Source organism: Bacillus sp. RE35 (genome assembly GCF_052146655.1).
GTDB lineage: Bacteria > Bacillota > Bacilli > Bacillales > Bacillaceae_G > Bacillus_A > Bacillus_A cereus.
Genome location: NZ_CP197377.1, coordinates 1,004,548 through 1,030,721, shown reverse-complemented (window position 1 = coordinate 1,030,721; position 26,174 = coordinate 1,004,548). Strand labels below are relative to the sequence as shown.

Below are 26,174 nucleotides of genomic sequence, written 5' to 3'. Positions count from 1 at the left end.
TTCCTTTCAATTTAAACGCTCAATGCGCTTCGCCCCGTATTGGTAAACGAAACCGATACTAAATAATATGCTTACGATAAGTAAAATTCCTGTCATCATGAAATCTTTCGTTGCTAGTGCAAATATAATTGTAAATATAACGCTACCTGTAATAAGAATTGCATTTAATAAAGTAAGAAAATCTTTCTTCTTCTCTTCTCCGCCTACTGGGTACAAATCAAGCCAAATTTTCATGCGGTGATGTTTCCATAAAGTTAATAGCTGATAACCGATTAAGTATAGGAAGATAAGGCTTACGATAAATCGTCCATATAAAAACGGAATGAAGTAAAGAATAACTCCGCCTAGAGCGAGCAGGCGCACATATAATCCAAAATAGTTACCTGATCTTAAAAATGTTCTCGTATATAAGTATAAATATGTACGCTTTTCGCCTATCATCGACAGAATGAAATCTAGCCATTTTCTGCGGGCTACTCTTTCTTTTAATGCTGGTACATCAACGAACATATTCGCAATGCGGTACAGCAGCATCATCTTCTTACCTTCTTCGGAAATTAAATACTCCCAGTTTAGTGGCTTTCCTTTGACCATTTGATGCATGATAGCAAGGTATAACACCATGAGAAGGACGATTCCACCAATGAAAAGAACTGAAGTACGTTCTACAAGGAAATATACAAATAAACCGTTTAGGATAAAACGAATAAACCAATCAGCCCTTTGTATATTTTGATCTGTTAAAAATGACTTTTCCCACGCTACAAATAAATTCCACGCTTTTACAATGACAAATGCGAGTACGATCCATATGTAGCCAGCTCCTGTTTGCTTCATTTGTTGGAAGTATAACGGAGCAAGCGCAGCTGCTACGATTGCGATTATGTATAACTGAATCATAAATGTAAAAAGAAATGCCTTTGTGAAGTAAGGTTTTAACTTTTCTTCAACTGGCAGTAAGTAAACGAGATCCGCTTCTTTTAATAACGTTTGAATGGATCCAGCCGTTAACACGAGTCCAATTAATACTGCCATTACGAGCGCAGTTGGAAACGAAGTTGTTAACGTTTGTAACCATTGCTGGTAATAATACGCTCCCGCACCGATGATGAACACGAAAATAAATTTCAAATGATCATTAAATACGTATTTACTATATGTACGAACTTCTTTTAGAAATTGACGAAATCGTTCTTTCCATAACGCTGTGCTATTCATAATCTTCTTCCTTCGTTAATGCAATGTAAATATCATCTAACGTTGCACCTGGCATATTAAACTGTGATTGCAGTTCAGATAGCGTTCCCTTCGCTCTTACTTCACCTTGATGCAAAATAATGAACGAATCACAATAACGCTCTGCCGTCGCTAAAATATGTGTGCTCATTAAAATACCGGCACCACTCTTTTTCATTTGGTCCATCATTTGAAGAAGGGATTGAATCGCTAACGGATCTAATCCAACGAAAGGTTCATCTACTATGTAAAGAGATGGCTCCACTAAAAATGCGCTCATAATCATTACTTTTTGTTTCATCCCTTTTGAGAAATGAGATGGAAACCATTTTAAACGATTTTTCATACGAAACTCTTGTAGTAGTTGTCCTACACGTTCTTCATATTGTTTTTCATCCACGCCATACGCCATAGCTGTTAATTTCAAATGCTCTTCTAACGTTAATTCATCATATAATACCGGCGTTTCCGGAATAAATGAAAAGCTAGAACGGTACGCTGTCATATCATCACGAATTGTTTTCCCATTAATTGTGACAGTTCCTTTTTTCGGTTCCATTAAACCGATAATATGTTTAATCGTCGTACTTTTACCAGCTCCATTTAAACCGATTAAGCCGACAAGTTCGCCTTTATTAACAGAGAACGAAACGTCTTTTAATACAGGTCGTTTCGTATATCCTCCTGTAACATTTTCTACACGCAATAACTCGCTCATACGACACCACTTTCTTCATTAGTATTCATTCTATATTCATCTTACCAAAAATTATGCTGTACTACATAGTATCCATGTACTCAAAAAAAATTTTAAAATTTATTAGCATATAATTTCCCGAAAGCGGACATCATAATTATTGAAGAAGGAACACATTGAAAAAGCAACCACCAATTGATGAGTACAACAACATAGTGAAGTCATCATGAAATGGGGTGTCCAAGTTGGACAATGAAATTTACACATAACCAGATCATTTGTTTCATTTTCGAAACGGGGTGTCTCTGAAAGAGCATATACTGTTTTAAAAAATAAACAATTTCATTTTAAAAAAGATTGCAATTCATTTCACTTGAAAATGGGGTGTCTACGGCAGAAACTTTAGCCGATTTACCGTGCATTTCTTAAATAAATGAGGTGTCTGCGAAACGTAAATTACGATAATGCTTTTTCAATCCCTCTTCAGAAAACAGGAAGCTGAGTCAGCTTCCTGTTTTTCGTGTTTGTTCTCTTATGTAATTATGGTAAAATACGGCTAAGGATATTTGAAAGGATGAGATCAATGAATCATACAGCAGACAATTGTATTTTTTGTAAAATCATTGACGGGCAAATCCCTTGCTCAAAAGTATACGAAGATGAACATGTGCTTGCATTTTTAGATATTAGTCAAGTAACAAAAGGACATACTCTTGTTATTCCGAAAGTTCACAAACAAGACATTTTTGCGTTAACGCCAGAAATCGCATCACATATTTTTTCTGTCGTTCCAAAAATCGCAAATGCGATTAAAACAGAGTTTAATCCAGTTGGCTTTAACCTACTTAACAATAACGGTGAAAAAGCTGGACAAACTGTGTTCCACTTCCACCTTCATTTAATTCCACGCTACGGTGAAAAAGATGGTTTCGGTGCTGTTTGGAAATCACACCAAAATGAATACACTATGGAAAATTTACAAAACATCGCAAGTACAATTGCAAATAGTGTGAAATAATGACACTATAAGAAGGCGTAATACATAACAAGCCACTTCCCTGAAGTCATCAAATTCCGCATGGCTTGTTTCTTCACCTAAAATGCTCAGGGATGATTGTTTGTGCATAGCACATATAAGAAAGATATGCATATTTTTTCACATCATGAATACGAACAAAAAATAAGGAGGTCTCCTTTTATGTCAAAAGCTAAATCCTTTATTACAGGTGTTATTTGCGGCGGAGCAGTTGCTGGACTAGCCGTTCTTTTCTCAACTCCTTCTTCTGGTAAAGACATGCGCGGCAAGTTAAAAGAAAAAGGAAATGATATTAAAAAGACTTTAGCTGATATTACAGCTGATACGAAATTATTAAAGCGTCAAATTGTTGAAACTGCTTCAGAAGGTAAAGAAGTGTTTCAAGAACTAAAAGATGACATGCAAGACACGCTTTCTAATTGGAAACAAGATATTTCTCAAAACAAGCGCCATATTGAGAAAGAAATTTTGGACATCCAAAAGTCAATTGAGAAACTGCAAGAAGCTGTTCCAGAAAAAGCGTAAACAAATTCCTGCTTAGTTTTTTGCATATAACAAATATTTTTTATATAAATTGACCTTGACACGGCATATCGTATAGATATGCCGTGTTTTTATGCATTTACAATATATGTTATCAATTAACATGTAAGGACAACGCATGTATTCACGACTCATAAAACGCTTCCATAGTTATGCATGATTTGTATAGAATGTCATTTTGTTAAAAAATTTTCACAATTCTTACAAAAAGACTTTATTAATTTTTATTTTACTGGCATAATAGATAGTAATGAAAAAGAATGTTAAAGTGGGTGAGTAAATGAAAAGTGGAGAAAAAGATTACTCGGTAAAAGAAGCGATGATTTTCAGCCAACGCATTGCTCAATTATCGAAAGCGTTATGGAAATGTGTAGAGAAAGATTGGCAGCAGTGGATTAAACCTTACGATTTAAATATTAATGAACATCATATTTTAACAATCGCTTATCATTTAAAAGGGGCTTCTATTTCTGAGATTGCTAAGTTTGGAGTTATGCACGTATCAACGGCATTTAACTTCTCTAAAAAGCTAGAAGAACGCGGCTATCTTGTATTCTCAAAAAAAGAAGATGATAAACGAAATACGTACATTGAAATTACAGACAAAGGGGAAGAATTACTACTTCGCTTAATGGAGGAGTATGATCCTGAAAATAATTCAGTGTTTAATGGGGCTCTTGCACTTCGTAATTTTTATGGGAAGTTCCCAGAAAATATCGAACTGATTGCAATCCTGCGTAATATTTACGGACAAGACTTTATCGATATTTTTGAGAAATCATTAGAAGATATTGAAGAGAACTTTACAGAATCCGATCAAAAGTTAGTTAAGAAATAATCTATTTATTTTTTCGCAATCATGCTTAAGAATTCATTCATAAGCGGCTTAAATAAACCCTGTTTTGCTAGCGCTTCCGCAGTTTCGTGTACTTCGAGCTGATGTGGAAGCGCTTTTTCAAATTGATCTAACAGCGCATCGAACAAAAGAAGCCCTTCTGCTTTCTCCACTACATATTGCTCGTTCAGTTTTTCACAAAGATTTAGTATACGTTCAATATCTTTTTTACGAGCTTTTTTCTTTATGATCAAAGAATAAAATGGACACTTCTCTTCATCAATCATTTTAAATAGTAGGTCTACATAGTATTCAGCTTGTTCTAATCTTCTAACAACGTCCATTTTCTCCCTCACTTTCTAACACAAAGTCTTCTATTTCTGAATTTTGTAACACGAACAAAATATCGTGTGATACAATATATGTATATGTATTTTAGCCAAAAGGAGGTCTCGCCTCATGACACTTATAACAGTTGTTTTTGTCGCATTTGCACTTCTTGTTATATTTTACACGAATTTCATGACACATACACTGTGTGAACGAAAACAAATAGCTGCGAGCCGCCAGCCCGGTGTCTTTCGGGTTATTAATGTATGTATAACAATTTTATTAATTTCTAGTTATATAGAAATTATATTTCATGGAAAGTGAGGAAGGAAAGCCCCTTCCTCACTTTTTTCCTCTATAAGCAAATTATACCTACAATAACCAATAAAATAAACAGTACAAGTAATAAAATAAGTTGAGAATTCATCCCCATCCCCTCCTCTATTCTGTATATGCGGCATACGCCCAATATGGCACACTTTCAAAATCTGACACGTGCTGGTTAATTTTTCTTTATCAATATGAAAACGGTTCGAAATATGATATATTAAATTTTGTACATATTGCTTATACTATAGAACAAAACATTCATCAAAACTTTATCCTCAGCCTCGGTAAGCCCTGTTAAGCGCGCTTTACCAATATAAAAAAGCAAAAGTATCAGTGAGACTTAATCGGGCTCTTATGAATCAAAATTCATTGGTGTAGGATAAATTAAAAATACATAATAGTAGGAGTGTTTATCGAATGAAGAAAGCTATGCTTGCCTTAGCCGCAACAAGTGTAATCGCATTATCAGCATGTGGAACATCATCATCAGACAAAATTGTTACATCTAAAGCTGGTGACATTACAAAAGAAGAATTCTACGATCAAATGAAGACACAAGCTGGTAAACAAGTACTAAACAACATGGTTATGGAAAAAGTACTTATTAAAAACTACAAAGTTGAAGACAAAGATGTAGACAAAAAGTTCGATGAAATGAAAAAACAATACGGTGATCAATTCGATACACTATTAAAACAACAAGGTATTAAAGAAGAAACTATAAAAACTGGTGTGCGTGCTCAATTAGCTCAAGAAAAAGCTATCGAGAAAACAATCACTGATAAAGAACTAAAAGAAAACTACAAGCCTGAAATTAAAGCAAGCCACATTCTTGTAAAAGATGAAGCTACTGCGAAAAAGGTAAAAGAAGAACTTGGACAAGGTAAATCTTTCGAAGAGTTAGCGAAACAATACTCTGAAGATACTGGTTCAAAAGAAAAAGGCGGAGACCTTGGCTACTTTACTGCTGGTAAAATGGTTAAAGAATTCGAAGATGCTGCTTACAAGCTGAAAAAAGATGAAGTAAGCGAACCTGTGAAATCACAATTCGGTTACCACATCATTAAAGTAACAGACATTAAAGAACAAAAACCATTTGATGAAGTAAAAGGCGACATCAAAAAAGATCTAGTTCAGAAGAAAGCACAAGATGCTGCATTCATGAATGATCTTATGATGAAAGAAATCAAAAAAGCTGACGTAAAAGTTGACGATAAAGATTTAAAAGATCTTTTCGAAGAGAAAAAAGCTGACGATAAAAAAGAAGAAAAGAAATAATGAAGTAAAAAGCTTGGGCTTAGGCCCGAGCTTTTTTATGTATCCTCTTCGTTAACGAAAGTTTATTTTTTCATTCGTTTAACTAAAACCATCTTTTATGCATTTCACTTAAAAACATTTCTGTAATTTTAAATCCAGAACTTTCTCCTATAATAGAGTCAATCCCGCAATGCGGACAAACTGCTGTGTTATCATCATCCCACCACTCTGTAATTTTTTTTGGATGAAAAATTTCTAAACAATAGAAACAACCACATATAACATCCTTTTCTAAGTGCTTTCTATTACGAGAACAAAAACGATGCGCTTCCTCAAAATATTTTTGCATCAGTATCCCCCTATTCCTGATTTTCTTCTTTGCTTTACTTACATTCTCCTCAATAAAATTGCAATTCTTCCTTAAAGAAAAACACAAAAAAACCTTGATCCACGCCACGCAGAACCAAGGTTTATCTTATTATCATTGATTAAATTCAAAAACTATGTTAAATTAGTACAGAAACACGTTTTCTAAAATGAAAGGAACGTATTTATCCGTATTTTAATTGTACACCAAAACACATCTTCAGTCAACCTCTATTTTTCACTTTTAAAGGAGTGCTTACCGTATGAACAAAAAACTTGATTTAGAGCAAAAAAGATTGGATACCGTAATCGAGACAATTACGGAGCAAATTGATAAACTGGAAAACGAAACTGGCAGACGCCGGGCAGAAGTAATCAATATTCGTAAACACTTTTGGGATGATGTGAAAGTGAACACGGATACTTTTGATGATTATCTTGAAACAGTTATCAACTTAAGACAACAAGCTCAGTCACTAGCTGTCACACAAATTACCCATAAGCATACCTTTAATCGACTTGCCGCATTAAGACGCATGCATAAAGCACCTTATTTTGGACGAATTGATTTCAAAGAAGAAGGAGAATCTGCTGCGGATCAAATTTATATCGGTGTTGCTACACTTACGGATGCTAGCGGAGAAAACTTTCTTATATATGACTGGCGCGCACCTATTTCGAGTGTATACTACGATTATCCACCAGGACCAGCTGAGTACAGTACACCAGGAGGCGTAATCCACGGTAATGTGGAGAAAAAATTACAATACATTATTCAAAATGGCGAGATTGATTCTATGTTCGATACGAGCCTTACAATTGGCGATGAAATCTTGCAACAAGCGCTCGGAAAAGGTACGAACAAACATATGCAAAGTATCGTCGCTACAATTCAGCGTGAACAAAATGAAATTATTCGTCACGATGAAGGCCGACTCCTTATCGTGCAAGGAGCTGCTGGTAGTGGTAAAACGTCAGCTGCCCTGCAGCGAATCGCCTACTTACTATATAAATATCGCGAATGGCTAAAAGCGGATCAAATTATTCTCTTCTCCCCTAACTCTATGTTCAATAGCTACGTTTCTAACGTACTACCTGAACTCGGTGAAGAAAATATGCAGCAAGTGACATTCCAAGAATATTTAAATCATAGACTGAGTAAGTCATTTGACGTTGAAGACCCTTATGAGCAATTAGAATATATGCTAACTGAAACGAATAGCCCTACCTATAAAACGAGAAATGCGAGCATTCGATTTAAAGCATCCACTCAATTTTTCGAGATGATTAGAGCGTACAGACAATCTCTTGAATCTTCAGGCATGCTATTTAGAGGAATGAAATTTAGAGGAAAACTGATTGCCTCAGCTAAAGAAATTACAGAGCAATTTTACAATACAGACTCCTCCCTTCGTTTCAATAATAGAATTGAAAAGTTAACGGATTGGCTAAATAAACAAATAGATGCACTTGAAAAAGCAGAACTGAAAAAGCCTTGGGTAGAAGAGGAAATTGAATTACTTAGTAAAGATGAATACCAAAAGGCTTATAAATATTTACAGAAAAAAGGCGAGTTTGACGACAACTCCTTTCAAGACTTTGAGAAAGAAACAAGAGTACTTGGGCGTATGATTGTCCGTAAAAAAATGAAGCCGCTTCGTAAAGGCGTTCAAACATTGCGTTTCATCAATTTCACAGGCATATATAAACAGCTCTTCACAGATGCATCATGGGTTCCTGGGGAAAAACCGAAAGAGTGGGATGACATTTGCTCATTAACAGTAAACATGCTTGATGAAGGAAAGCTATATTACGAGGATGCGACTCCATTTTTACTTTTAAAAGAATTAATTGAAGGCTTCCAAACGAACAGATCGATTAAACACGTACTCGTAGATGAAGCGCAAGATTACTCTCCGTTCCAGTTCGAGTTTTTAAAACGTCTCTTCCCTGCTGCAAGAATGACGGTACTCGGAGACTTTAACCAAGCGATATTTGCCCATGCGAGTGAAACGGTGAATTTCGATACACTTACGAATTTATACGGGCCAGACGAAACAAACGGCATTAACTTAACTCGTAGCTATCGCTCAACAAAACCGATTATTGAATTTACACGTGCTCTCGTACCGGAAGGGAAGAACATTCACGCCTTTGAACGTGACGGCGCGAAACCTACAGTGACGAAAGTAGCTAATCACAACGAACTACACGAACATATTACTGCTAAAGTTGCTGCACTACAAACAGAGCAGCACAATACGATCGCAATCATCTGTAAATCCGCAGCTGAAAGCGCCGCTGCCTATGAAGCACTTAATCATATCGAGAATATTAAACTTGTGAAAAGTAACTCAGCCGAGTATGAGCAAGGTATTGTCGTGATCCCTGCTTACTTAGCGAAAGGTATCGAATTTGATGCTGTTATTATTTACGATGCATCTAAAGATGTGTACAGTGATGAGAGCGTTCGTAGATTGTTCTACACTGCTTGTACGCGAGCGATGCATGAATTGCACCTTTATAGTGTTGGCGAGATTAGTCCTTTTGTGCTTGGGGCTGATTCGGATAGTTTTGAACTCATAACGAAAACACCTTGATAATCATCAAGGTGTTTTTCTCATTCTAAAAGGAATATCTTTACGTCGATATACACTTAACACAATTCCCATTATAAATGCATGAAACAGAGTTGGTATCAATCCGTAGCTAATAAAAGGTAATGGTATAGAAACACGTGGTAATATCCCGAGGGTCATGCCAACGTTACAAATAAAATGGATTACAAAAAGAGTCACTCCGCCAACGAGAAGCAATTTACCATAACCATCATTTATTTTATAAGCTATGTTCATTATTCTTACTGCAAAAAGAGAAAGAATCACGACAAGAACTAGCGCAAGTACATATCCATAATAATAATTCAAACTTGCAAATACAAAATCAGTATGGGCAGCACGGATAGACTTTATATTTTCATATGTACCGAACCAACCTGCTGAAGACATCGCCTCTTTTAAACGTAAATACCATAGATCATGCTCTGGGTTTAACATTCCTAAAACTCTGGCCATACGGTATTCTTTTACAGCAGACCAGGAAAGTAGATCCCTAATAATCAATGGTACAATAGGTAAAATCGTAATGAGCCATGCCGTTTTCTTTCCTAACTTACTCCACCAAAGCATAACAAATACCATCGTAATGTAGATGAAAACGGGTAAAAGAATTGATATAGTTGAAAATAAATATAAAGAAAATACGTACAACATGAGAAGATGTATAAACTTTAACCTACTATTATTGAAAAAAGAAGCCCAAGCTAGAAAGAAGAATGGTATCGTCATTAAACAGTCAATTTTGATGGGGCCAATTTTTATTATCGCTTCCCCAATCACGTAACCAGTCGGAAAACATTTTATAGCTAACAAGATAAGTATTCCAATTGTATAAAACAGCCACCCGAGTCTTTCTAGCTTCCGGTAATCAAGCAGCATCATCCCAACAGCTGTTGCAATGCCGAGAATTACAAAAATTACTTTGTTCATTAGTAAATCGTTCGTATGCCCAAGAGCGATTATTGGTAAAAACCCTAACCCCATAGCAGCTACTAATAAAATAAGTAAGAACCAATCCACCTTTGGCTTATGAAGTTTGTTAAGTTCCCGGCCAAGTTTAATCGGACTCCCCATTTGTTCAACAGCCTTATCTTCAGCAACTTCCTCACTTAATCCTTTATCCATCCACATATTCTTCGCCTGTTTCAAGTGAAAATTTAGTTCAGCTGCTACTAAGTCCTTCGCTTCTTTTGATTTAATATGGTTCGTAACTTCTTTTAAAAAACGCTCCCCTTTTTTGTTCAATTTTTTCTCACTCCTGTACTAAGCCTTTTAATATAAATCGTGCCTTCGTAGCATTCTTCTCTGCCTTTCGCAGCATCTTGTTTCCTTTATCATTTAATTGATAATATTTAGCTCCTGCGTGATCCCAGCTAGATTGGATAAAGCGATTCCGTTCTAAACGATGTAATAAAGTGTATAGAGACCCTTCATCACCTTCGAATTTTTGAATCCCTCTCCCTCTTAGCAACTGCATCAATTCATAACCTGTTTTTTCATTCATAAGAAGTTGTAACACTGCTAAAAGGATATCTTCTTCCTTTTCGGACGATTGCTTAATTTTTTCGCGCACCTGCTTCTGGTGTTGATCAGAAAAACTCAAATGTTTAAACGTTGTGTTCTCCATTGATTTTCGCAAGCCTTTTAATCGATCTTCCATTTGATTATTCCTCCAATCCTTCCTTCAAAAGTTCCTTCGCTTTTTTCAGTCTCGTTTTTATCGTATTTTCCTTTACGTCTATTACCATAGCAATCTCTTTAATTGATAATTCTTCATAATAAAATAGATAAATGACTTCTCGATATTTTATCGGTAAATTCATTACTGCAGAAGCTAACCTACTATCCTCAGAATTTTGAATGACAGTTTGTTCGACACTATCATTTTGAATCCCAATATACGCAAATTCATCCTCTGTAACGATTACCTTTTTGTTATACCAACTTTTTATATAGTCCTTACATTGATTGATCGCAATTCTCCATAACCACGTTTTCACATTCGATTTCCCTTTGTATGTATGAAGAGATTTATAACATTTCACAAATATATCTTGCGTTACATCCTCCGCAACCTCTTTATTATTCACATATGAATACACAAGCTGTAGGACTTCTTGTCCATACTTGTTCATTATTTCGTCGATAAGGTCCTCCTTATCTTCTATTTCAAACGCTTCTATCGTTAATTCATCCACATCATTTCCTCCTTCCCATATATTAGACGACGCACTGTATGGAAAAGTTTTATAAATACATAAAAAAATACGGATGGTAATGTCCATACCGTTTTTTTATGTATATTTATTTACTTCTTGTCCCCTGACACTAATGCTCTGCTTAAAAACAGGAATTTTCATCCATATATCTTGTTCCCTATTTTAAAACATAATACAATTAAAATGTAACTTAATAAGCTATAACTAGTAGGTGTGGCAATCATCTCTTCCATTTTGAAAAAAGGGGGGAGGTGATAATATGATCGCGATGTTTGTAATTAAATTAGTGTATGGTATCCTAACCGGAGCTGGCGTTGTCATCGGTAGAAGATACGTCGGTCCGTGGCTAATTTCTGTATACAAAAAAGCGAGAACCACCCTGCTTCGTGGAAAAGGTAAGGGCGGTTCTCGGCTAAAACGTTAATGTAATTGTCTTATAACCGCACCTACTACCACCACAATAGCAAGTTAGGTTACACAAGGCAGAAGTTTCTCAGGCTTCTGTCTTTTTTATTTTATGCAAAATTCACACTAAATACTCTATCATCATTGTAACACATTTTATTTATTCTTAGTCAAGAGAAAAACCACCTAAAGGGTTCCCCTTCAGGTGGTTCTCTATTTTACGCTAACACAGCTGCCTGTTCTTGTTGTTCTAGACTTTTTCTAGTTCAGCTGTGCCGCTCTCATCATTTATAGCACCAATAAAGACGGATTATGTACCCGCTTCATAACAGTAGGATTAAACAAGGAACAACACCTATTACGAATATAAAAAATCCTCTCACTACATAGTACCTATGTTTTCAGCGATACTCTATTACCATCAAATTAAATTTGTATAATTTAAACTACAGAATAGCGAGCTAATTTTCAAATATCTTCTTTCGCATAACCCTAAATTTATTATCCAGTTGCATTATGCTTATAAATAAAAGATATCCTACCGACGCACCGAGCATATTTATAGCAATCCGCCACACATCAAAAACATCAGACAAAGTTAGTAAATGTAATATCTCCCAAACAAGAAAGGTCATAACATACCACTTACGAGCTTTCTTATAGTTAGTCACTTTATTAATGAGCACTGGAACGAAAAATCCGAATGGAACTACTAATATTATATGTTGTAAAACGCTTAACCAATAAGTTGAGTTTCCCCAAGGACCTGGATGTGCAATAAAATCTTTAACTTGCCAAAGTGTTATTCCAAAAAGTTGTAATAACGTTTCTAAATCAGATATATGTAAAAATTGCTGCCAAAATTCAATGGGATGATAGACAGTCCCACCACCTGTCAAACTGCGAACAGAGTCAAATGTAGAAGTTGAAATAAACGTTCCTAAAAAGACAATAAAACAAATGATTATATAAGGAATACATAAAATTTTTGATAATACCTTTAATGGCCTAGGAACTTCGTATACCGATTTATTAATCTCTACGCCAATAACTTTTGATTCTCCAAAACTTTGAATCGCTTTATAAATCGCTTCTTTTTCATTCATACCTTGTTCCATATATTCTTCTTTCAAGCTGTTCAAGTGATCATACATTTCTAGAAATAACTCATCCTGTTCAATATCACTAAGTTCTGAATAGGCTAAAATAGACTTAATATACTCGTCAAATTCACTCATAAATAACTCCTTTCTGACAAGCTTGAATTAATGCTGTTACACTCTCCCAAGAGTTCACTTTCTTCTGCAATTCTTTTTTCCCTTTATCTGTAATAGTATAGAATTTCCTTTTCATCCCATTCTCAGATTCATTCCAATAAGATTCAAGAAACTCCTTTTTCTCTAATCTCTTTAAAGCAGGATATAAAGTTCCCTGTCCCATACTATACAAATCTTCACTTGCATCCTTTAAACTTTGAGCTATTTCGTATCCGTATGTATCACGTTTTGCAATGATAGAAAGTAATAAAATATCTATACTTCCCTTCAAGATTTCTTTGTCCAACAATACCACCACCTTATATACATAGTATAACAACATATGTCGTTATGCAACATAGTTAGAAAAATACCCCATAAAAAAACCACCTAAAGGCTCCCCTTCAGGTGGTTCTCTATTTTATGCTAACGCAGCTGCCTGTTCTTGTTGATCTACAGGAATTACAGCATCTGTTAATGCTTTTTCTAGTTCAGCTGTATATTTCATTTGTTCTTCTTTGCTCCAGCCTAGTTTCGCAGCCATGTAGTTGGTTACTGCTTCTTTCCACTCGTATACCCAGTGGATGTTGAAGAACACAGCGCCTCTGCGGCGTACGAAGAAGTCAACTGGTTTTGCTGTCATTTCGTAATCCATTGCGTATACAAGCGGGATTAGAACGTCTAGTGGCATGTTGTATTCTTTCGCTTCGTCTTTATGTTTTTTCGCTAAATCAAATAGTACGTCAACGTTAGAGCCGTAGAATTTCGCGAATTCTTCTGCTTGTGCTGTTGTTAAACCATATTTCGTACCTTCGCCAGCTTTTTTCGCAACGAATGCTGGGAATCCGTGTGAACCATCTACATGTCCACCAGAGATTGGCATATGTTTCGTGTCGCTCTTCGGATATGCGCTATGACCTTCTTTTTGTAGTAAGTTCGTTACGTAGTCTACTACCATTTCAGCCATTTTGCGGTATCCAGTTAATTTACCACCTGCGATTGTAATTAAACCAGATTCAGAAGTCCAAATTTCGTCTTTACGAGAAATTTCAGATGCGCTCTTACCTTCTTCATAAATTAACGGACGAACACCAGCCCAGCTTGATTCAATGTCTTTCTCTGTAATTTTCACGCTTGGGAACATGTAGTTAATCGCATTAATGATGTATGTGCGATCTTCTGTTGTCATTTGTGGTACAGCTGCGTCTTTATCATAGAACGTATCTGTTGTACCTACGTATGTTTTTCCTCCGCGAGGAATCGCGAACACCATACGTTTATCTGGTGTATCGAAGTAAATCGCTTGACCTAATGGGAAACGTTTTTGATCAATTACTAAGTGAACACCTTTTGATAACTGAAGTACTTTTCCTTTTTTCGAGTTATCTTTTTCACGAAGTGTATCTACCCAAGGACCAGCTGCGTTTACAATTTTCTTACCGTAAACTTCGTACACTTCACCGTCTAGTAAATCGATTACACGTACACCGCATACTTTTCCATCTTTATATAAGAAACTGTCTACTTTTGTGTAGTTAACAGCTTTCGCACCATGCTCAATTGCTTCTTTCATTACTTCAATTGTAAGACGCGCATCGTCTGTACGATATTCTACGTAGTAACCGCCGCCTTTTAATCCTTCTTTTTTTACAAGAGGCTCTTTGTTTAATGTTTCTTCACGGTTAAACATCTTTCTGCGCTCGCTTCGTTTTACACCTGCTAAGAAGTCGTATACACGAAGACCAATTGATGTACTAAATGATCCGAACGTACCGCCTGTATGGAACGGAAGTAACATCCACTCTGGTGTTGTTACATGGGGACCGTTCTCATATACGATCGCGCGCTCTTTACCCACCTCTGCTACCATTTTCACTTCAAGTTGTTTTAAATAACGTAGACCACCGTGTACAAGCTTCGTTGAACGACTTGATGTACCTGCTGCAAAGTCCTGCATTTCAAACACAATTGTTGATAACCCGCGTGTTGCTCCATCTAATGCAATACCAGAACCAGTAATACCTCCACCAATTACGATCACATCTAACTCTTGTTTATTTACTCCGTTTAATACGTCTTTACGTTGTTTACTTGAAAATTTCATGGTAATTCCTCCCTTTGATAACGAAAAAAGAGACCACAAACTCCGCTATAGATTTCGCCTCTATAGCGCGTTGTGGTCTCTCCAAATCTCCTACCGAATTATTAACTTGTCACCATTATAACACTGTTTATGATTATTTGAAAGCTTTTGTTGCTTCAATTGCTTTTTTCCATCCAGCATATAGCTCTTCGCTTGTTTTCGCTTCCATCGTTGGCTCAAAGCGTTTGTCCATATGCCACTGTTCTTTAATTTCATCTTGGTTTTTCCAATATCCAACCGCAAGACCAGCTAAGTATGCTGCACCTAGAGCCGTTGTTTCATTGATCACTGGACGCTCTACAGGAACATCTAAAATATCACTTTGGAACTTCATTAAGAAGTTATTTTTAACTGCTCCGCCATCAACGCGTAATGTTTTCAGCTCAATACCTGAATCTGCTTCCATTGCGCATAATACATCTTTCGTTTGGTAAGCTAAAGATTCTAGCGTTGCACGAATGAAATGCTCTTTCGTCGTACCGCGCGTTACACCAAACATAGCGCCGCGTACTTCACTATCCCAATAAGGTGTTCCTAGTCCAACGAATGCTGGTACAACGTATACACCGTCAGTTGATTCAACGCGACTCGCATACACTTCACTCTCACTTGCATCTTTAAACATGCGCATTCCGTCACGTAACCATTGAATTGCAGAACCCGCTACGAAAATACTTCCTTCTAATGCGTAGTTTACTTTACCATCTATTCCCCATGCAATTGTTGTTAATAGACCGTGCTCAGAAGCTACTGCTTTTTCACCAGTGTTCATTAACATGAAACAACCAGTTCCGTAAGTATTTTTCGCCATACCTTCACCGAAACAAGCTTGTCCAAATAATGCTGCTTGTTGGTCACCAGCTACACCTGCAATCGGTACATTTTGGCCGAAGAAGTGATAATCAATTGTTTCTCCGTAAATTTCAGATGATGGACGCACTTCTGGAAGCATGCTCTTTGGTACTGTTAACATTTCTAGAAGCTCATCATCCCACTGTAAGTCGTGAATGTTAAACATTAACGTACGTGATGCGTTTGAGTAATCTGTTACGTGTGCTTTACCACCAGATAGTTTCCATACAAGCCACGAATCAATTGTTCCGAATAATAGATCGCCGTTTTCTGCTTTTTCTCTTGCACCTTCAACGTTATCTAAAATCCATTTTACTTTCGTACCAGAGAAGTATGCATCAATTAAAAGACCTGTTTTTTCGCGAACCATTTCGCTATAACCTTTTTCTTTTAACTCATCACAAATTTCAGCTGTTTGGCGAGATTGCCATACGATTGCGTTGTAAATTGGTTTACTAGTTGTTTTATCCCATACAACCGTTGTTTCACGTTGGTTCGTAATACCGATACCAGCGATTTGTTCTGGTTTTACATCCGCTTCGCTTAAGCAAGTTGCGATAACTGCTAAAATAGATCCCCAAATTTCTTGTGCATTATGCTCTACCCAGCCTGGCTTTGGAAAATGTTGTGTAAACTCTTTTTGAGCTGAATGAACAATTTCACCTTTTTTATTGAAAAGAATTGCGCGTGAGCTTGTTGTTCCTTGGTCTAATGAAAGAATATATTTTTTCATATCGGTTTCCCCCTTATGCTACTTTTCTACTATTTGTATTGCTTCCGCTTTTTTTACTTGTCATATAAGAGATTGCTAGTACAATCACAGTTGCGATAATCACATAAATAAGTGCTGAATTTTGTTTTCCTTCAAATACAACTTGATGGAATAAACCTGCAAGTGATCCACCTAAAATTGGACCAACTACTGGAATCCATGCATACTTCCAGTTTGAACCGCCTTTTCCTGCAATCGGAAGGAAGAAGTGTGCGATACGCGGACCTAAATCACGCGCTGGGTTAATTGCGTATCCTGTTGTCCCACCTAATGATAAACCAATACTTACAATTAAGAAACCTACGATAAATGGATTTAATCCATCTGCAAATTTATTTGCACCAATTGCTAATATACCAAATACTAAAACGAATGTTCCAATCATTTCACTTAAAAGGTTTGCAAATGTGTTCGGAATTGCTGGACCTGTTGCAAATACACCTAACTTTGTTCCTGGATCTTCTGTTTCTTTCCAGTGTGGTAAGTAATGTAAATATACGATAACTGCCCCGATAATTGCCCCAATCATTTGTGCTACGATATAACCTGGTACGTCGCTCCATGGGAACGCTCCCTTAAATGCTAATCCTATCGTTAAAGCTGGATTCAAATGTGCCCCACTAATTGATCCAACCGCATACGCTGCAACCGCTACTGCTAAGCCCCAGCCCATTGTAATAACAATCCAACCTGAATCTTTCGCAAACGATTTCTTTAAACTTACACCAGCACAAACGCCGCCACCAAGTACGATTAACAACGCAGTCCCTATTAACTCTCCTAAAAATGCTGACATAGTATCCCTCCACAATCAATTTAAACGCTTTCAAATGTGATAGAGGTAAAATGAATGGCCATTCGTTTTTGTCAAAAGAAAAAGACCCACAGCTTGCACGCTTCTATATAAATTTATATAGAAACAATGAAATGTGGATCTCTACTTTTCTCCGTCACGTTTATTAACTTGTCTATAATGTTAACCGTAAATGAAAGCGGTGTCAACGAAAAAATTCACATTTTCGTCACTTTTTTTGGTAATGTTTCCATAGTTCACGTTTTGATGTCGTAATTGCTGTCGCACCAGCATTTAATGCTCTTTCCACATCTTCTACAGTACGAATAAAACCACCTGCTAAAATCGGTACACCAGTACGCTCTTTCACTTCAGCGATAACATCCGTTAATGCTCCAGGAAGTACCTCAATATAATCCGGTTTCGTCTTATCTAAAAGATTGCAGCTCTTCTCCATCGCACTCGAATCGATTAAAAAGATGCGTTGTATGGCCACAACACCTTTTTGCTTCGCCTTCATAATAACGCTCGCCTTTGTTGAAAGTAAGCCGTACGGTCTAAACTCCTGACATAAATATTCCGTCGCATGCCCATCACTCTGCAAACCATGAATTAAATCCACATGTAAAAATACCTTTTTACAATATTGCTTCGCAAGTGATATAACACTCTTCAATTGGCCGACATGAATATCTAAAATAACGATATATTCATACGAACTATGTAATAGCTTTTCCAAATCTTTAATTTGCCTCACTGCCGGCAAAATTTTCTGTTCATGAAATTCCATTCTATACGTCCCCTTCTTTATGTCATCCTATCCTTTATAGTACACAATTTAAGTGAAAAGAACAGCTAGTGTCGGGGATTTCTTTCAAATCTTTCTCTTATCTATATATTTTCTTCAACTTATCAGAACCTATACCACCTATAATCATGAATACAAGGGGCAAAAGATTCATTACATATGGCGCATCTGCTACAATTGTAATACTTGCTCCAGCAAACTTATTTAGCATCCATACAACGATTTTTGCAATAAACAAAAATACTCCTATCATAAATAGACTATCAAAAAACACCTTCCATTTTGGATACGCCAATTGCTTACTATCTTCAATTATTTTCTGCGTCAATTCTTCATCACTCCTTAGCAGTTCATCAATTGTAATACCGAACAGATCACTTAAATGAATAATAATTTCAATGCTCGGATAGTTCTTTCCCGTCTCCCATTTCGAAACAGATTGCCTGCTCACATGAAGTTTTTCAGCCAAATCATTTTGCGACCAATTTCTTTTTTCCCTTTCTTCTTTTAAACGCTCACTAAAAATCATACTGTGTTTATCACCTCTCTATGCCCATTATGTTCAAATAAATGATGAAGAGTAAAGCGAGTTATTGTTGCATTTCCTGCACAACTTATACGTTACAGCTTATAATGGCGCTCTTTTATATGTATCTTCCCTATACTATGCTCCAATAATAATTTCCCGAACAATAATACAAGGGACGGATACTAATAAAGTGAAACTTTAATCAGCCCTCACTAATCGGGCTTTTACGGACAGCCCGCGCCCCACCTAACTTCTTTGATTCCGCTGAATTTTGAGGTAGGTCTTACTGCCCGGCAAATAGCGGGATAAAGACTAGATTAGGCATAAAAAATACGCCATCCCTTCTTATCAGTCTCCAGAAAGAATAACGCAAATTTTCATTTTTACTCATCATTTTTCGGACTATATGAAAACCCCGGATATTTCACAACAGGCCACTTCTCCTTACGCAGAGAATCCATTACTTGCGGGCCAACATGTATATTACTCTCCACTATTTCTTTAGGAGTCAGTGCCATCCATTGATTTAACGATACATCTTCAAAACGATTGCTTCTGAACATCTCTAAAAACCATAATGTTTCGGTACCTGTATTTTGAATATAATGCCCCGTCGCAAACGGTACATATCCGACATCGCCAGCTCTATAATCAAATGTACGAGCGGTACCATTTCCAAGAAACACAGTCATTCTCGCTTCCCCTGTCAAATAATATTGCCATTCATCATTATTCGGGTGCCAATGAAGTTCTCTCATTCCACCAGGCTCAACCTCAACGAGCGCTGCTGCGATTGTTTTGGAAATAGGGAAATTTGTGGAATCTACAATTCGAACGCTACCACCAGGCGTCTTAATCGGCTTTTGTTTTAACAATTCATGTTTAAATGTTAAAGGAACTTCTCCTTTCGGTGATTGAACTTCCTGACTTTCAAGGGAACCTGGCACCTCTCCTTGATAAATATAAACTTGATCTGAAGGGATAGAACGAAAAGCACTCTCAGGTACTCCAAAATTAGCCGACAACACCTCTTTTGGCGTATGCGCAAACCAATCAGAAATAGCTAAAGTAGATAAATCAGAAAAATGCCCATCATCGAAAACGAGTAGAAATTCACAATGTTCCAATCCTTGAATGGAATGCGGAATACCAGGCGGAAAATACCAAAGATCACCTGGTCCAACATCAGCAATAAAATTCCGTCCATTTTGATCAACAGCCGTTATGCGTGCCCGTCCTAAAAGCATATACGCCCATTCCGCTTCTTTATGCCAATGTAGTTCTCGTACTCCACCGGCCGTTAAACTCATATTTACTCCTGCAATCGTCGTCGAAACCGGTAGTTCTCGAACAGTAATCTCCCGAGACCACCCCCCTTGTTTCAAAATCATAGAAGTGTCCGAGAATGAAAACTTCAAGTTAGGAACTAACCCTGCATCCGTTATAGGCGGAACAAGCATATTCGGATTTTGAATATCCCGCATAACATTACGAGGTCCAGAATCAATCGCCCCTGCTCCGTCGCTGCGGATTGGTTGTGGCACATTCCCTCCTGCTTCATTAACAGTACGTTTCTTCATGATTACACTCCTTTTTCATCCGGTTATGAAGTAAAAAGCCTCCATCATAGTGTATGAATTGGGCTTTGAATGGTTACTTTTACTATAGATTCGGCAATTTTCGCTCTAACAGTCTACTACCCATTACTATTTAAAACAGAAGATGGACAACAAAAACTTTAAGTAAAATGCAAAAAACGCCCTCTGTTTCAGAAAGATTAACAGAGGGCGTTTTCTTTTTTTTACGTAAAGTGTCCAAAAGTCTTTCCTTTGTCATACTGATTACACCCTTTTTTAGAGGGCCAATATTAACACTCTCTTTTTAAAATTCCATATCAAAATCCCTTATATTATTAACAGCGACAAAAAGGAATACCATTCTATCCAAATAGAACAGCATTCCTTTTTATAAACAGTATTTAAAAATTATTATTTAAGGTATTTCCCCAAATCATCTAAGTTTCTCGTATGATTTAGAATGATTACATACTCAACTTCAACTTCTGTTACTACCATTTCTAGTACTTGATGGACTTCAATATAATCATTTTCATATTCTTTTGCCGAAGATACAATCTCTTCTAAGGTTCTTACAAATGTTTCAGCACTCCAGTCTTTTGTTGACAACGCCACATAGGTTTGAAATTTTTTTGTATTCATGTTAGTTCTTTAAGTACAATGGGAATTGTGTACTTCTTGATGAGTCAGAATGATTGATTATAACCCTATGATGACTTGTTGATGAATCAGAAGTGCTTATATTACCATCAAATTGTTTAGCATAAGTTGTTGTTCTGTTACCCTTGTTATCCGTTTGACTCCACTTATTTTCATAATTATGCATTGTTTCCTCCCTTAACTTCTTCACGTCAACATCTCGACCATACTGAGTTTTGCTAGAAGTAGATTTTTCTTTTGGATTATATTTATGTCTATTATAAGCGTGTTCGTTAATAAAGTTAGATTTATTTGTTCCACCATTTAATTTATATGGTACCTTTGGACTCGAACCTTTCCCTGGTTTCCCTGGTTTTTTCTTTTTAACTAGAGAATCAACTAGGTTGTCATGTGTAGTGACTTCGTTTACGGAAGTTATATTTCCTCTAGCATCTGTTCGAACAGATAGATCAATTGCTTCCTCTATACCTTGTGTATTTTTCCAATAAAAAGTTACCTGATTTTCAGTGTTTTTTGTAAATGTATCTTGAATTTGATTTAGTTGATACATATCAATTTTTTCAGATGTAACTTTATCTAAACTAATTTGTTTTGGACTGAAATTTTCTTCAGTAGCGGCGGATACAGCTCCTGTGAATAAAAGGCTTAAACTTAGTGTGGCGGCCGTTGTTAAATTAAGAAATTTACTTTTTTTCATAATACATCCCTCCTAATAATATTAAAACTATATATTATATTATTTAAATATAAATTACTCTCTAGTAAAAATCAATTACATTTTCATTTTTACGTTAATCTATTTGATTATCTAAAAATACACATATTCAAGAAAACCAAAGTACATATAAAAACAGGCCATAATATAGATTTTTTCTATATTATGGCCTGTCTTTGTCTCCATTCGCATATGCACATTGGCTTTTTGTGATAGCTAACAGCATCCATTTGGTTCTTCCTCTACTAAATGAAATGCTTTTAAAACGATCTCATAATTCTTCAATATTACTACTTCGTAATTAATCTAAATTCACTATAAAAAATGAAGTTAGGGTTTCTTTTCTATATGTAGTAAAAATATATTAAGTAGCAGGCGAGTTTGAAATAAAGTCACGATATTAACAATGTAACTGAAACTGCAGCAGCTATTAGTTTCTTCACTTTCATACCTCATACCCCTTACATTAATGTATTCTTAGTTAGTTTTACTACCGATACTCTTCGCTGCCTCTTCAAACAGTTTCGAACCTTCTTGTGCTTTACTTACTGATTGATGCATTTTACTTTCGTCTTCTTGGTCCAATGCATCAAAGAGAAGTTGAAAACAATCCGCATACAGTTCCATCGATTGCTTTATCTTCGCCTGTTCTCCCTGTAACTCAGGGGGCGCTTGTAAATTCTTCAGTTTCTTCGTTGTTGCCTTTGCTCCACCTAAACTTAGTTGTACTTCACTTTTCTTTTGTTTGTATGATTTTACGTCTGAATCTGCTATTCCTTCAATTAATTTCATTGTATCTTCAATTTGAGTAGCACTATTTATGATATCTGCCTTGTACCTTTCAACATCTGAACCAGTTACCTTACCAGGTGAAGAAGTTGAAGAAGAACTTGGTTGACTACTTGATGAACTACTGTTTGTACCTTCACCTTTCGCTACAGATAAGCTATCCTCTTTCTTGCTATCAGTTGACTTACTCTCTTTTTCAGAAGTCTTATTCTCTTTCTCTACCTTTTGCGTCTCTTCTTTCTTTGTTTCAGCTTTCTTACCATCAGTTTCAATTGTAATACAACCGCTCAATAACATAACTGGTAATGCTAAACTTACTAATTTCTTTGCCTTCATGATTACTACTACCCCTTTAGTTGTAAAATTTAATGTAAAAAAGTTAATATACTTAATTAATAAATTTCCCCCGAGTAATTTATTAAAATCTACTACCCATAGATTTCCTGTATATTCATAATCTTTCCATATATAACATTTTACAAAGAATTACATATTTGGTCAAAAGGATTTATGTAGTCCTTAAAAGAAAATTTTAATCACAAAGAAAAGAAGCTAACAATAAATTGTTAACTTCTCAGCTTAAGGAAAAATAGTATCTTTCCTTATCTTCTAATATCTAGATTGTGGATGAACCATATACCGCTCCCTCAAAAGAAAAAAGCTACCACCTAGGCAATAATTTCTACTAAGTGGTAACCTTTCAAAATTTCTATTAAAGCAATACAGAATCCTTATCACTATCCTGATTACGTTTCTCGCGCTCTTCTTCTAAGCGCTTCATATATACTTCGCCTTCTTTTTCGATAAACTCATTATCCATATCTTGCTCTTTTTTCGAAGTATATAAAACCATGTAGCCACTTAGTACAATCCCGACAATTACAAGATACACCCACCATGGTAAAGTTTCCAAATCACTTCATTCCTTTCCTTAGACAAGCCTTATTAGTTTCACTCTATGAGGAAAGAAGTGGATTTATGCTTAAAATTTTTATTGTGGATGCTTCGCGAAAAATGCTTGTACATATTCCATAAACTCAATTGGTTCTTGACGAAACGGTGCGTGGTATCCTTTTTCAATAATATGAAACGTACTATTCGCAAATAGCCCATGATACAGTTCACCATTTTTCCAAGAAACACTCTTATCATGTCGTCCCCATATAATTAAAGTCGGTACCTTAATTTTATCTGCTTCCATCGCAATGCGGCGCTCTCTCATTTTCGTAAGCTGATCATAATGCTCTTTATCATCACGACTATTTTTCACTTCATTTTTATTATACTTCGCAATCTCAGTTACAGTTTGTAAGTCCGTCGATAGCGGTGGTACTTCATAACTTTCTTTTTGCTGGAAAGACTCTATCCCTGTAGCATCCGCCAAGATGAGATGCGTCACTGCATCCGGATATAAATACGCTAAATTAAGGGACATCTCTCCGCCCATTGAATGGCCGAGCACTGCAAACTGATCGTATCCGAGCTTCTTCATTAACTTATAATATAAATTCACTTGCGCAGGAAACGAATACTGAAAATCAACTGGCTTAGAAGAACGCCCAAACCCTAAAATATCAACCGCAATAATCGTATGGTCTCGCGCTAGTTCCGGATAAATATCACTAAACCCATCAGAAGAACCACCAAACCCATGCAGCATAAGTAAAGGAGGTTTCCCCTCACCAATTTGTTTAAAATAAATCGTCTGCCCATCAATTTGCGCCATACTCTCTTTCGTATTCAGCTTCATCATAACAGTATCTTTCACTTCTCCAACCTTCGCAATCGGCTTATCAACGAAGTTACAAACAATTAACAAAACGAGCACAATACCGCTAATCATATAAAACTTAAACCGTTTCAAAGTTCCCGTCTCCTTTCTCTTGTTGCTATTTAAAAGTTTTTACATTTTTTGGTTGTTTTATGTTCTCTTTTTAATTGTAACCAAAACAGTTACAATCAAACTAAAAAAATATAACTCATTTCTATTACTAATGGTTATTATGTAACTATTATAGTTACATATTTAAAGTAAGTCAATTGTTTTACAACTAAAAAGAAAAAAGAGACCTCATTGTGAGATCCCTTTTTCTCTTTTAGCCACCATAATCACCATGTTCAGCTTTCATTAGTGTTGGACTTTTTTGATGATCTGTTGAACTATACACCCCTAAAGTCAGTGTAAATACTGTTACAATCCCTAATAATTTAATTACCACTTTTTTCATTTTAAAGCCCCCTTATCAAAAAGTTTTTCTCTTGCTTTTTTACTAAAATAAAAATACTTACTTGCCTCTTCCCAAAGGTTTTCTTCATAAAATTTTACTGCTAACTTTTCCTGATACTCCTGAGTATAATCATATAACTCTTCTCTTTCAAAATACGTAATTCCTCTAAGAATAATGTCCTCTAATTCTTCCGCTTTTACACCTTGATTTAATGCATTTAAAATTTCATAATGGTGTTGATATCCTTCAATTTTCGAATCTCTACAAATCTTCAATCCTTTTTCTATAAGCTTATTTGCAATCTCATGCTCTTTTAACTTGTAATGCTCTTTTGCTTTTACATAAAGAGCTTTATAATGTTGGGGAGATTTTTCTACTACTTCAGTAAGATAACGAATTGCCAATGCAGATAAATTTTGCGTAGAATACATCCATCCTAAATTATGACGAACCATAATAATAAATTTTTCTTCACCAATTTTTTGGAATTGATCCATAGCAGCTGTGAAATGCTCTTCAGCTAATTCCCATTCCTTTAAGTTCATACAGGCTAAGCCTAAAATATTATCACAAAAAGCTACATTTAATTCATATCTATCATGATTTAAATACATATCCTTTACCTTCGTTGCATGTTTAATAGATACCAAAGCTTGTTGTGTATCATAATGAAATGTAGCTAACTTATAATAAAATTCAGCCTTTTCTAATTGATCAGGAACATACTTCAAAAAACTTTCAGCCTTTTCGTAATGTTCTTTAGCGAGATGAAAATTTCCTAACTCACTAGCATGTATTGCTTTAAAAAAGTGATAATAATAAGTTAAAAAATTATCTGTTGGTTGATCAAACGAATCTATCTTGTTAAAACTCTCTTGAGATAAGCCTAGATTATCTATTAAATAGTTATATCGAAATTCTAGCAAATAATAATAAAGTAATAGATTTTGGTCCTGCAAACCTTCTCCAGTCTCTTTTTTTAGTTTAGTAAATTTAAAATCAATTTCTTGTTTTAGACGTTCTGCATTACTTATACGTCTAGATCTAATCTCTAGATACCATTCATTCAATAGCTGCGTCAGTTTTTCGTTTGTAGTAGATGTAATCATGAAACCCCTCCTAATCATTTGTTATGTACTCTTCTACAAATAATAACAGAAAATTCAAATATCTATTCCGG

General features: G+C 35.8%; 28 protein-coding genes. 6 read left to right on the top strand and 22 right to left on the bottom strand.

Annotated features, from left to right (window positions below; genetic code table 11):
* Nucleotides 1–6: 6 nt before the first annotated feature.
* Both ecsB and ecsA read right to left on the bottom strand, forming a co-directional pair.
* Complete coding sequence (ecsB, locus tag ACTL4X_RS05430) at nucleotides 7–1,218, bottom strand: ABC transporter permease EcsB (protein ID WP_086404441.1); 1,212 nt, start codon at nucleotides 1,216–1,218, stop codon at nucleotides 7–9.
* The gene (gene ecsA, locus ACTL4X_RS05425) at nucleotides 1,211–1,954 is read right to left on the bottom strand and encodes an ABC transporter ATP-binding protein EcsA (protein WP_001292603.1); all 744 of its coding nucleotides are present in this window, start codon (nucleotides 1,952–1,954) and stop codon (nucleotides 1,211–1,213) included. Before ecsA ends, ecsB begins: the two co-directional genes overlap by 8 nt.
* A gap of 562 nt (nucleotides 1,955–2,516) precedes the next feature.
* Here ecsA and ACTL4X_RS05420 point away from each other — a divergent pair.
* From ACTL4X_RS05420 to ACTL4X_RS05410, 3 genes are all read left to right on the top strand, one after another.
* A complete protein-coding gene (locus tag ACTL4X_RS05420) occupies nucleotides 2,517–2,951 on the top strand; it encodes an HIT family protein (RefSeq protein WP_001016841.1) in 435 nt (144 codons plus the stop codon).
* Nucleotides 2,952–3,131: 180 nt separating this feature from the next.
* Nucleotides 3,132–3,494 carry a YtxH domain-containing protein gene (locus ACTL4X_RS05415; protein ID WP_000030302.1) on the top strand — a complete coding sequence of 121 codons (363 nt, stop codon included), beginning with the start codon at nucleotides 3,132–3,134 and terminating at the stop codon, nucleotides 3,492–3,494.
* Nucleotides 3,495–3,792: 298 nt separating this feature from the next.
* Nucleotides 3,793–4,350: an HTH-type transcriptional regulator Hpr gene (locus tag ACTL4X_RS05410; RefSeq protein ID WP_000834924.1), complete on the top strand. Its 558-nt coding sequence runs from the start codon at nucleotides 3,793–3,795 to the stop codon at nucleotides 4,348–4,350.
* 5 nt (nucleotides 4,351–4,355) lie between these two features.
* Here ACTL4X_RS05410 and ACTL4X_RS05405 read toward each other — a convergent pair whose 3' ends face one another.
* Nucleotides 4,356–4,691, bottom strand: coding sequence for a DUF1878 family protein (locus ACTL4X_RS05405; RefSeq protein WP_000383655.1), 336 nt, complete (start codon nucleotides 4,689–4,691; stop codon nucleotides 4,356–4,358).
* A gap of 115 nt (nucleotides 4,692–4,806) precedes the next feature.
* Between ACTL4X_RS05405 and ACTL4X_RS05400 the strand changes: the two genes are divergently transcribed.
* Nucleotides 4,807–5,001: a hypothetical protein gene (locus ACTL4X_RS05400; protein WP_000172690.1), complete on the top strand. Its 195-nt coding sequence runs from the start codon at nucleotides 4,807–4,809 to the stop codon at nucleotides 4,999–5,001.
* A 423-nt stretch (nucleotides 5,002–5,424) separates the two neighbouring features.
* Nucleotides 5,425–6,285, top strand: coding sequence for a peptidylprolyl isomerase PrsA (prsA, locus tag ACTL4X_RS05395; RefSeq protein ID WP_000710058.1), 861 nt, complete (start codon nucleotides 5,425–5,427; stop codon nucleotides 6,283–6,285).
* An 82-nt stretch (nucleotides 6,286–6,367) separates the two neighbouring features.
* Here the strand turns inward: prsA and ACTL4X_RS05390 are convergent, their stop codons facing one another.
* Nucleotides 6,368–6,613 carry a hypothetical protein gene (locus ACTL4X_RS05390; RefSeq protein ID WP_001174907.1) on the bottom strand — a complete coding sequence of 82 codons (246 nt, stop codon included), beginning with the start codon at nucleotides 6,611–6,613 and terminating at the stop codon, nucleotides 6,368–6,370.
* Between the two features lie 280 nt (nucleotides 6,614–6,893).
* Here ACTL4X_RS05390 and helD point away from each other — a divergent pair, with 280 nt between their 5' ends.
* The gene (gene helD / locus ACTL4X_RS05385) at nucleotides 6,894–9,230 is read left to right on the top strand and encodes an RNA polymerase recycling motor HelD (RefSeq protein WP_441395008.1); all 2,337 of its coding nucleotides are present in this window, start codon (nucleotides 6,894–6,896) and stop codon (nucleotides 9,228–9,230) included.
* A gap of 6 nt (nucleotides 9,231–9,236) precedes the next feature.
* Here helD and ACTL4X_RS05380 read toward each other — a convergent pair whose 3' ends face one another.
* The 18 genes from ACTL4X_RS05380 to ACTL4X_RS05295 form a co-directional block, all read right to left on the bottom strand.
* Nucleotides 9,237–10,493: an FtsW/RodA/SpoVE family cell cycle protein gene (locus ACTL4X_RS05380; RefSeq protein WP_441395007.1), complete on the bottom strand. Its 1,257-nt coding sequence runs from the start codon at nucleotides 10,491–10,493 to the stop codon at nucleotides 9,237–9,239.
* Between the two features lie 7 nt (nucleotides 10,494–10,500).
* Nucleotides 10,501–10,908, bottom strand: coding sequence for a PadR family transcriptional regulator (locus tag ACTL4X_RS05375; protein WP_000390150.1), 408 nt, complete (start codon nucleotides 10,906–10,908; stop codon nucleotides 10,501–10,503).
* A gap of 4 nt (nucleotides 10,909–10,912) precedes the next feature.
* Entirely contained in the window at nucleotides 10,913–11,446 is a 534-nt protein-coding gene (locus ACTL4X_RS05370; RefSeq protein WP_441395006.1) for a sigma-70 family RNA polymerase sigma factor, read from the bottom strand.
* Nucleotides 11,447–12,333: 887 nt separating this feature from the next.
* Nucleotides 12,334–13,110 carry a VanZ family protein gene (locus ACTL4X_RS05365; protein WP_001288377.1) on the bottom strand — a complete coding sequence of 259 codons (777 nt, stop codon included), beginning with the start codon at nucleotides 13,108–13,110 and terminating at the stop codon, nucleotides 12,334–12,336.
* Complete coding sequence (locus tag ACTL4X_RS05360) at nucleotides 13,103–13,435, bottom strand: PadR family transcriptional regulator (protein WP_000356630.1); 333 nt, start codon at nucleotides 13,433–13,435, stop codon at nucleotides 13,103–13,105. The genes ACTL4X_RS05365 and ACTL4X_RS05360 overlap by 8 nt, the downstream gene beginning before the upstream one ends.
* Before the next feature lie 114 nt (nucleotides 13,436–13,549).
* Entirely contained in the window at nucleotides 13,550–15,232 is a 1,683-nt protein-coding gene (gene glpD / locus ACTL4X_RS05355) for an aerobic glycerol-3-phosphate dehydrogenase (protein ID WP_441395005.1), read from the bottom strand.
* 133 nt (nucleotides 15,233–15,365) lie between these two features.
* The gene (glpK, locus tag ACTL4X_RS05350; protein WP_000760011.1) at nucleotides 15,366–16,856 is read right to left on the bottom strand and encodes a glycerol kinase GlpK; all 1,491 of its coding nucleotides are present in this window, start codon (nucleotides 16,854–16,856) and stop codon (nucleotides 15,366–15,368) included.
* 13 nt (nucleotides 16,857–16,869) lie between these two features.
* Complete coding sequence (gene glpF, locus ACTL4X_RS05345; protein WP_001272200.1) at nucleotides 16,870–17,691, bottom strand: glycerol uptake facilitator protein GlpF; 822 nt, start codon at nucleotides 17,689–17,691, stop codon at nucleotides 16,870–16,872.
* Nucleotides 17,692–17,917: 226 nt separating this feature from the next.
* On the bottom strand, nucleotides 17,918–18,478 hold the full coding sequence (gene glpP, locus ACTL4X_RS05340) for a glycerol uptake operon antiterminator GlpP (RefSeq protein ID WP_000394285.1): 561 nt from the start codon (nucleotides 18,476–18,478) through the stop codon (nucleotides 17,918–17,920).
* A 97-nt stretch (nucleotides 18,479–18,575) separates the two neighbouring features.
* Nucleotides 18,576–19,025 carry a helix-turn-helix domain-containing protein gene (locus tag ACTL4X_RS05335; RefSeq protein ID WP_078186735.1) on the bottom strand — a complete coding sequence of 150 codons (450 nt, stop codon included), beginning with the start codon at nucleotides 19,023–19,025 and terminating at the stop codon, nucleotides 18,576–18,578.
* A 383-nt stretch (nucleotides 19,026–19,408) separates the two neighbouring features.
* On the bottom strand, nucleotides 19,409–20,605 hold the full coding sequence (locus ACTL4X_RS05330) for an oxalate decarboxylase family bicupin (protein ID WP_078186734.1): 1,197 nt from the start codon (nucleotides 20,603–20,605) through the stop codon (nucleotides 19,409–19,411).
* A 408-nt stretch (nucleotides 20,606–21,013) separates the two neighbouring features.
* Nucleotides 21,014–21,244, bottom strand: coding sequence for a hypothetical protein (locus ACTL4X_RS05325; protein WP_001093032.1), 231 nt, complete (start codon nucleotides 21,242–21,244; stop codon nucleotides 21,014–21,016).
* Between the two features lies 1 nt (nucleotide 21,245).
* Nucleotides 21,246–21,959, bottom strand: coding sequence for a hypothetical protein (locus ACTL4X_RS05320; protein WP_074555524.1), 714 nt, complete (start codon nucleotides 21,957–21,959; stop codon nucleotides 21,246–21,248).
* A gap of 495 nt (nucleotides 21,960–22,454) precedes the next feature.
* Entirely contained in the window at nucleotides 22,455–23,102 is a 648-nt protein-coding gene (locus ACTL4X_RS05315; protein WP_074555678.1) for a DUF7018 domain-containing (lipo)protein, read from the bottom strand.
* Nucleotides 23,103–23,478: 376 nt separating this feature from the next.
* The gene (locus ACTL4X_RS05310) at nucleotides 23,479–23,679 is read right to left on the bottom strand and encodes a sporulation YhaL family protein (protein ID WP_000449223.1); all 201 of its coding nucleotides are present in this window, start codon (nucleotides 23,677–23,679) and stop codon (nucleotides 23,479–23,481) included.
* Nucleotides 23,680–23,757: 78 nt separating this feature from the next.
* On the bottom strand, nucleotides 23,758–24,630 hold the full coding sequence (locus ACTL4X_RS05305) for an alpha/beta fold hydrolase (RefSeq protein ID WP_033695684.1): 873 nt from the start codon (nucleotides 24,628–24,630) through the stop codon (nucleotides 23,758–23,760).
* Between the two features lie 232 nt (nucleotides 24,631–24,862).
* Nucleotides 24,863–24,994, bottom strand: coding sequence for a hypothetical protein (locus ACTL4X_RS05300; protein WP_000758182.1), 132 nt, complete (start codon nucleotides 24,992–24,994; stop codon nucleotides 24,863–24,865).
* Nucleotides 24,991–26,103, bottom strand: a complete 1,113-nt coding sequence (locus ACTL4X_RS05295) for a response regulator aspartate phosphatase (protein ID WP_086401914.1) — start codon at nucleotides 26,101–26,103, stop codon at nucleotides 24,991–24,993. The genes ACTL4X_RS05300 and ACTL4X_RS05295 overlap by 4 nt, the downstream gene beginning before the upstream one ends.
* Nucleotides 26,104–26,174 lie beyond the last annotated feature (71 nt).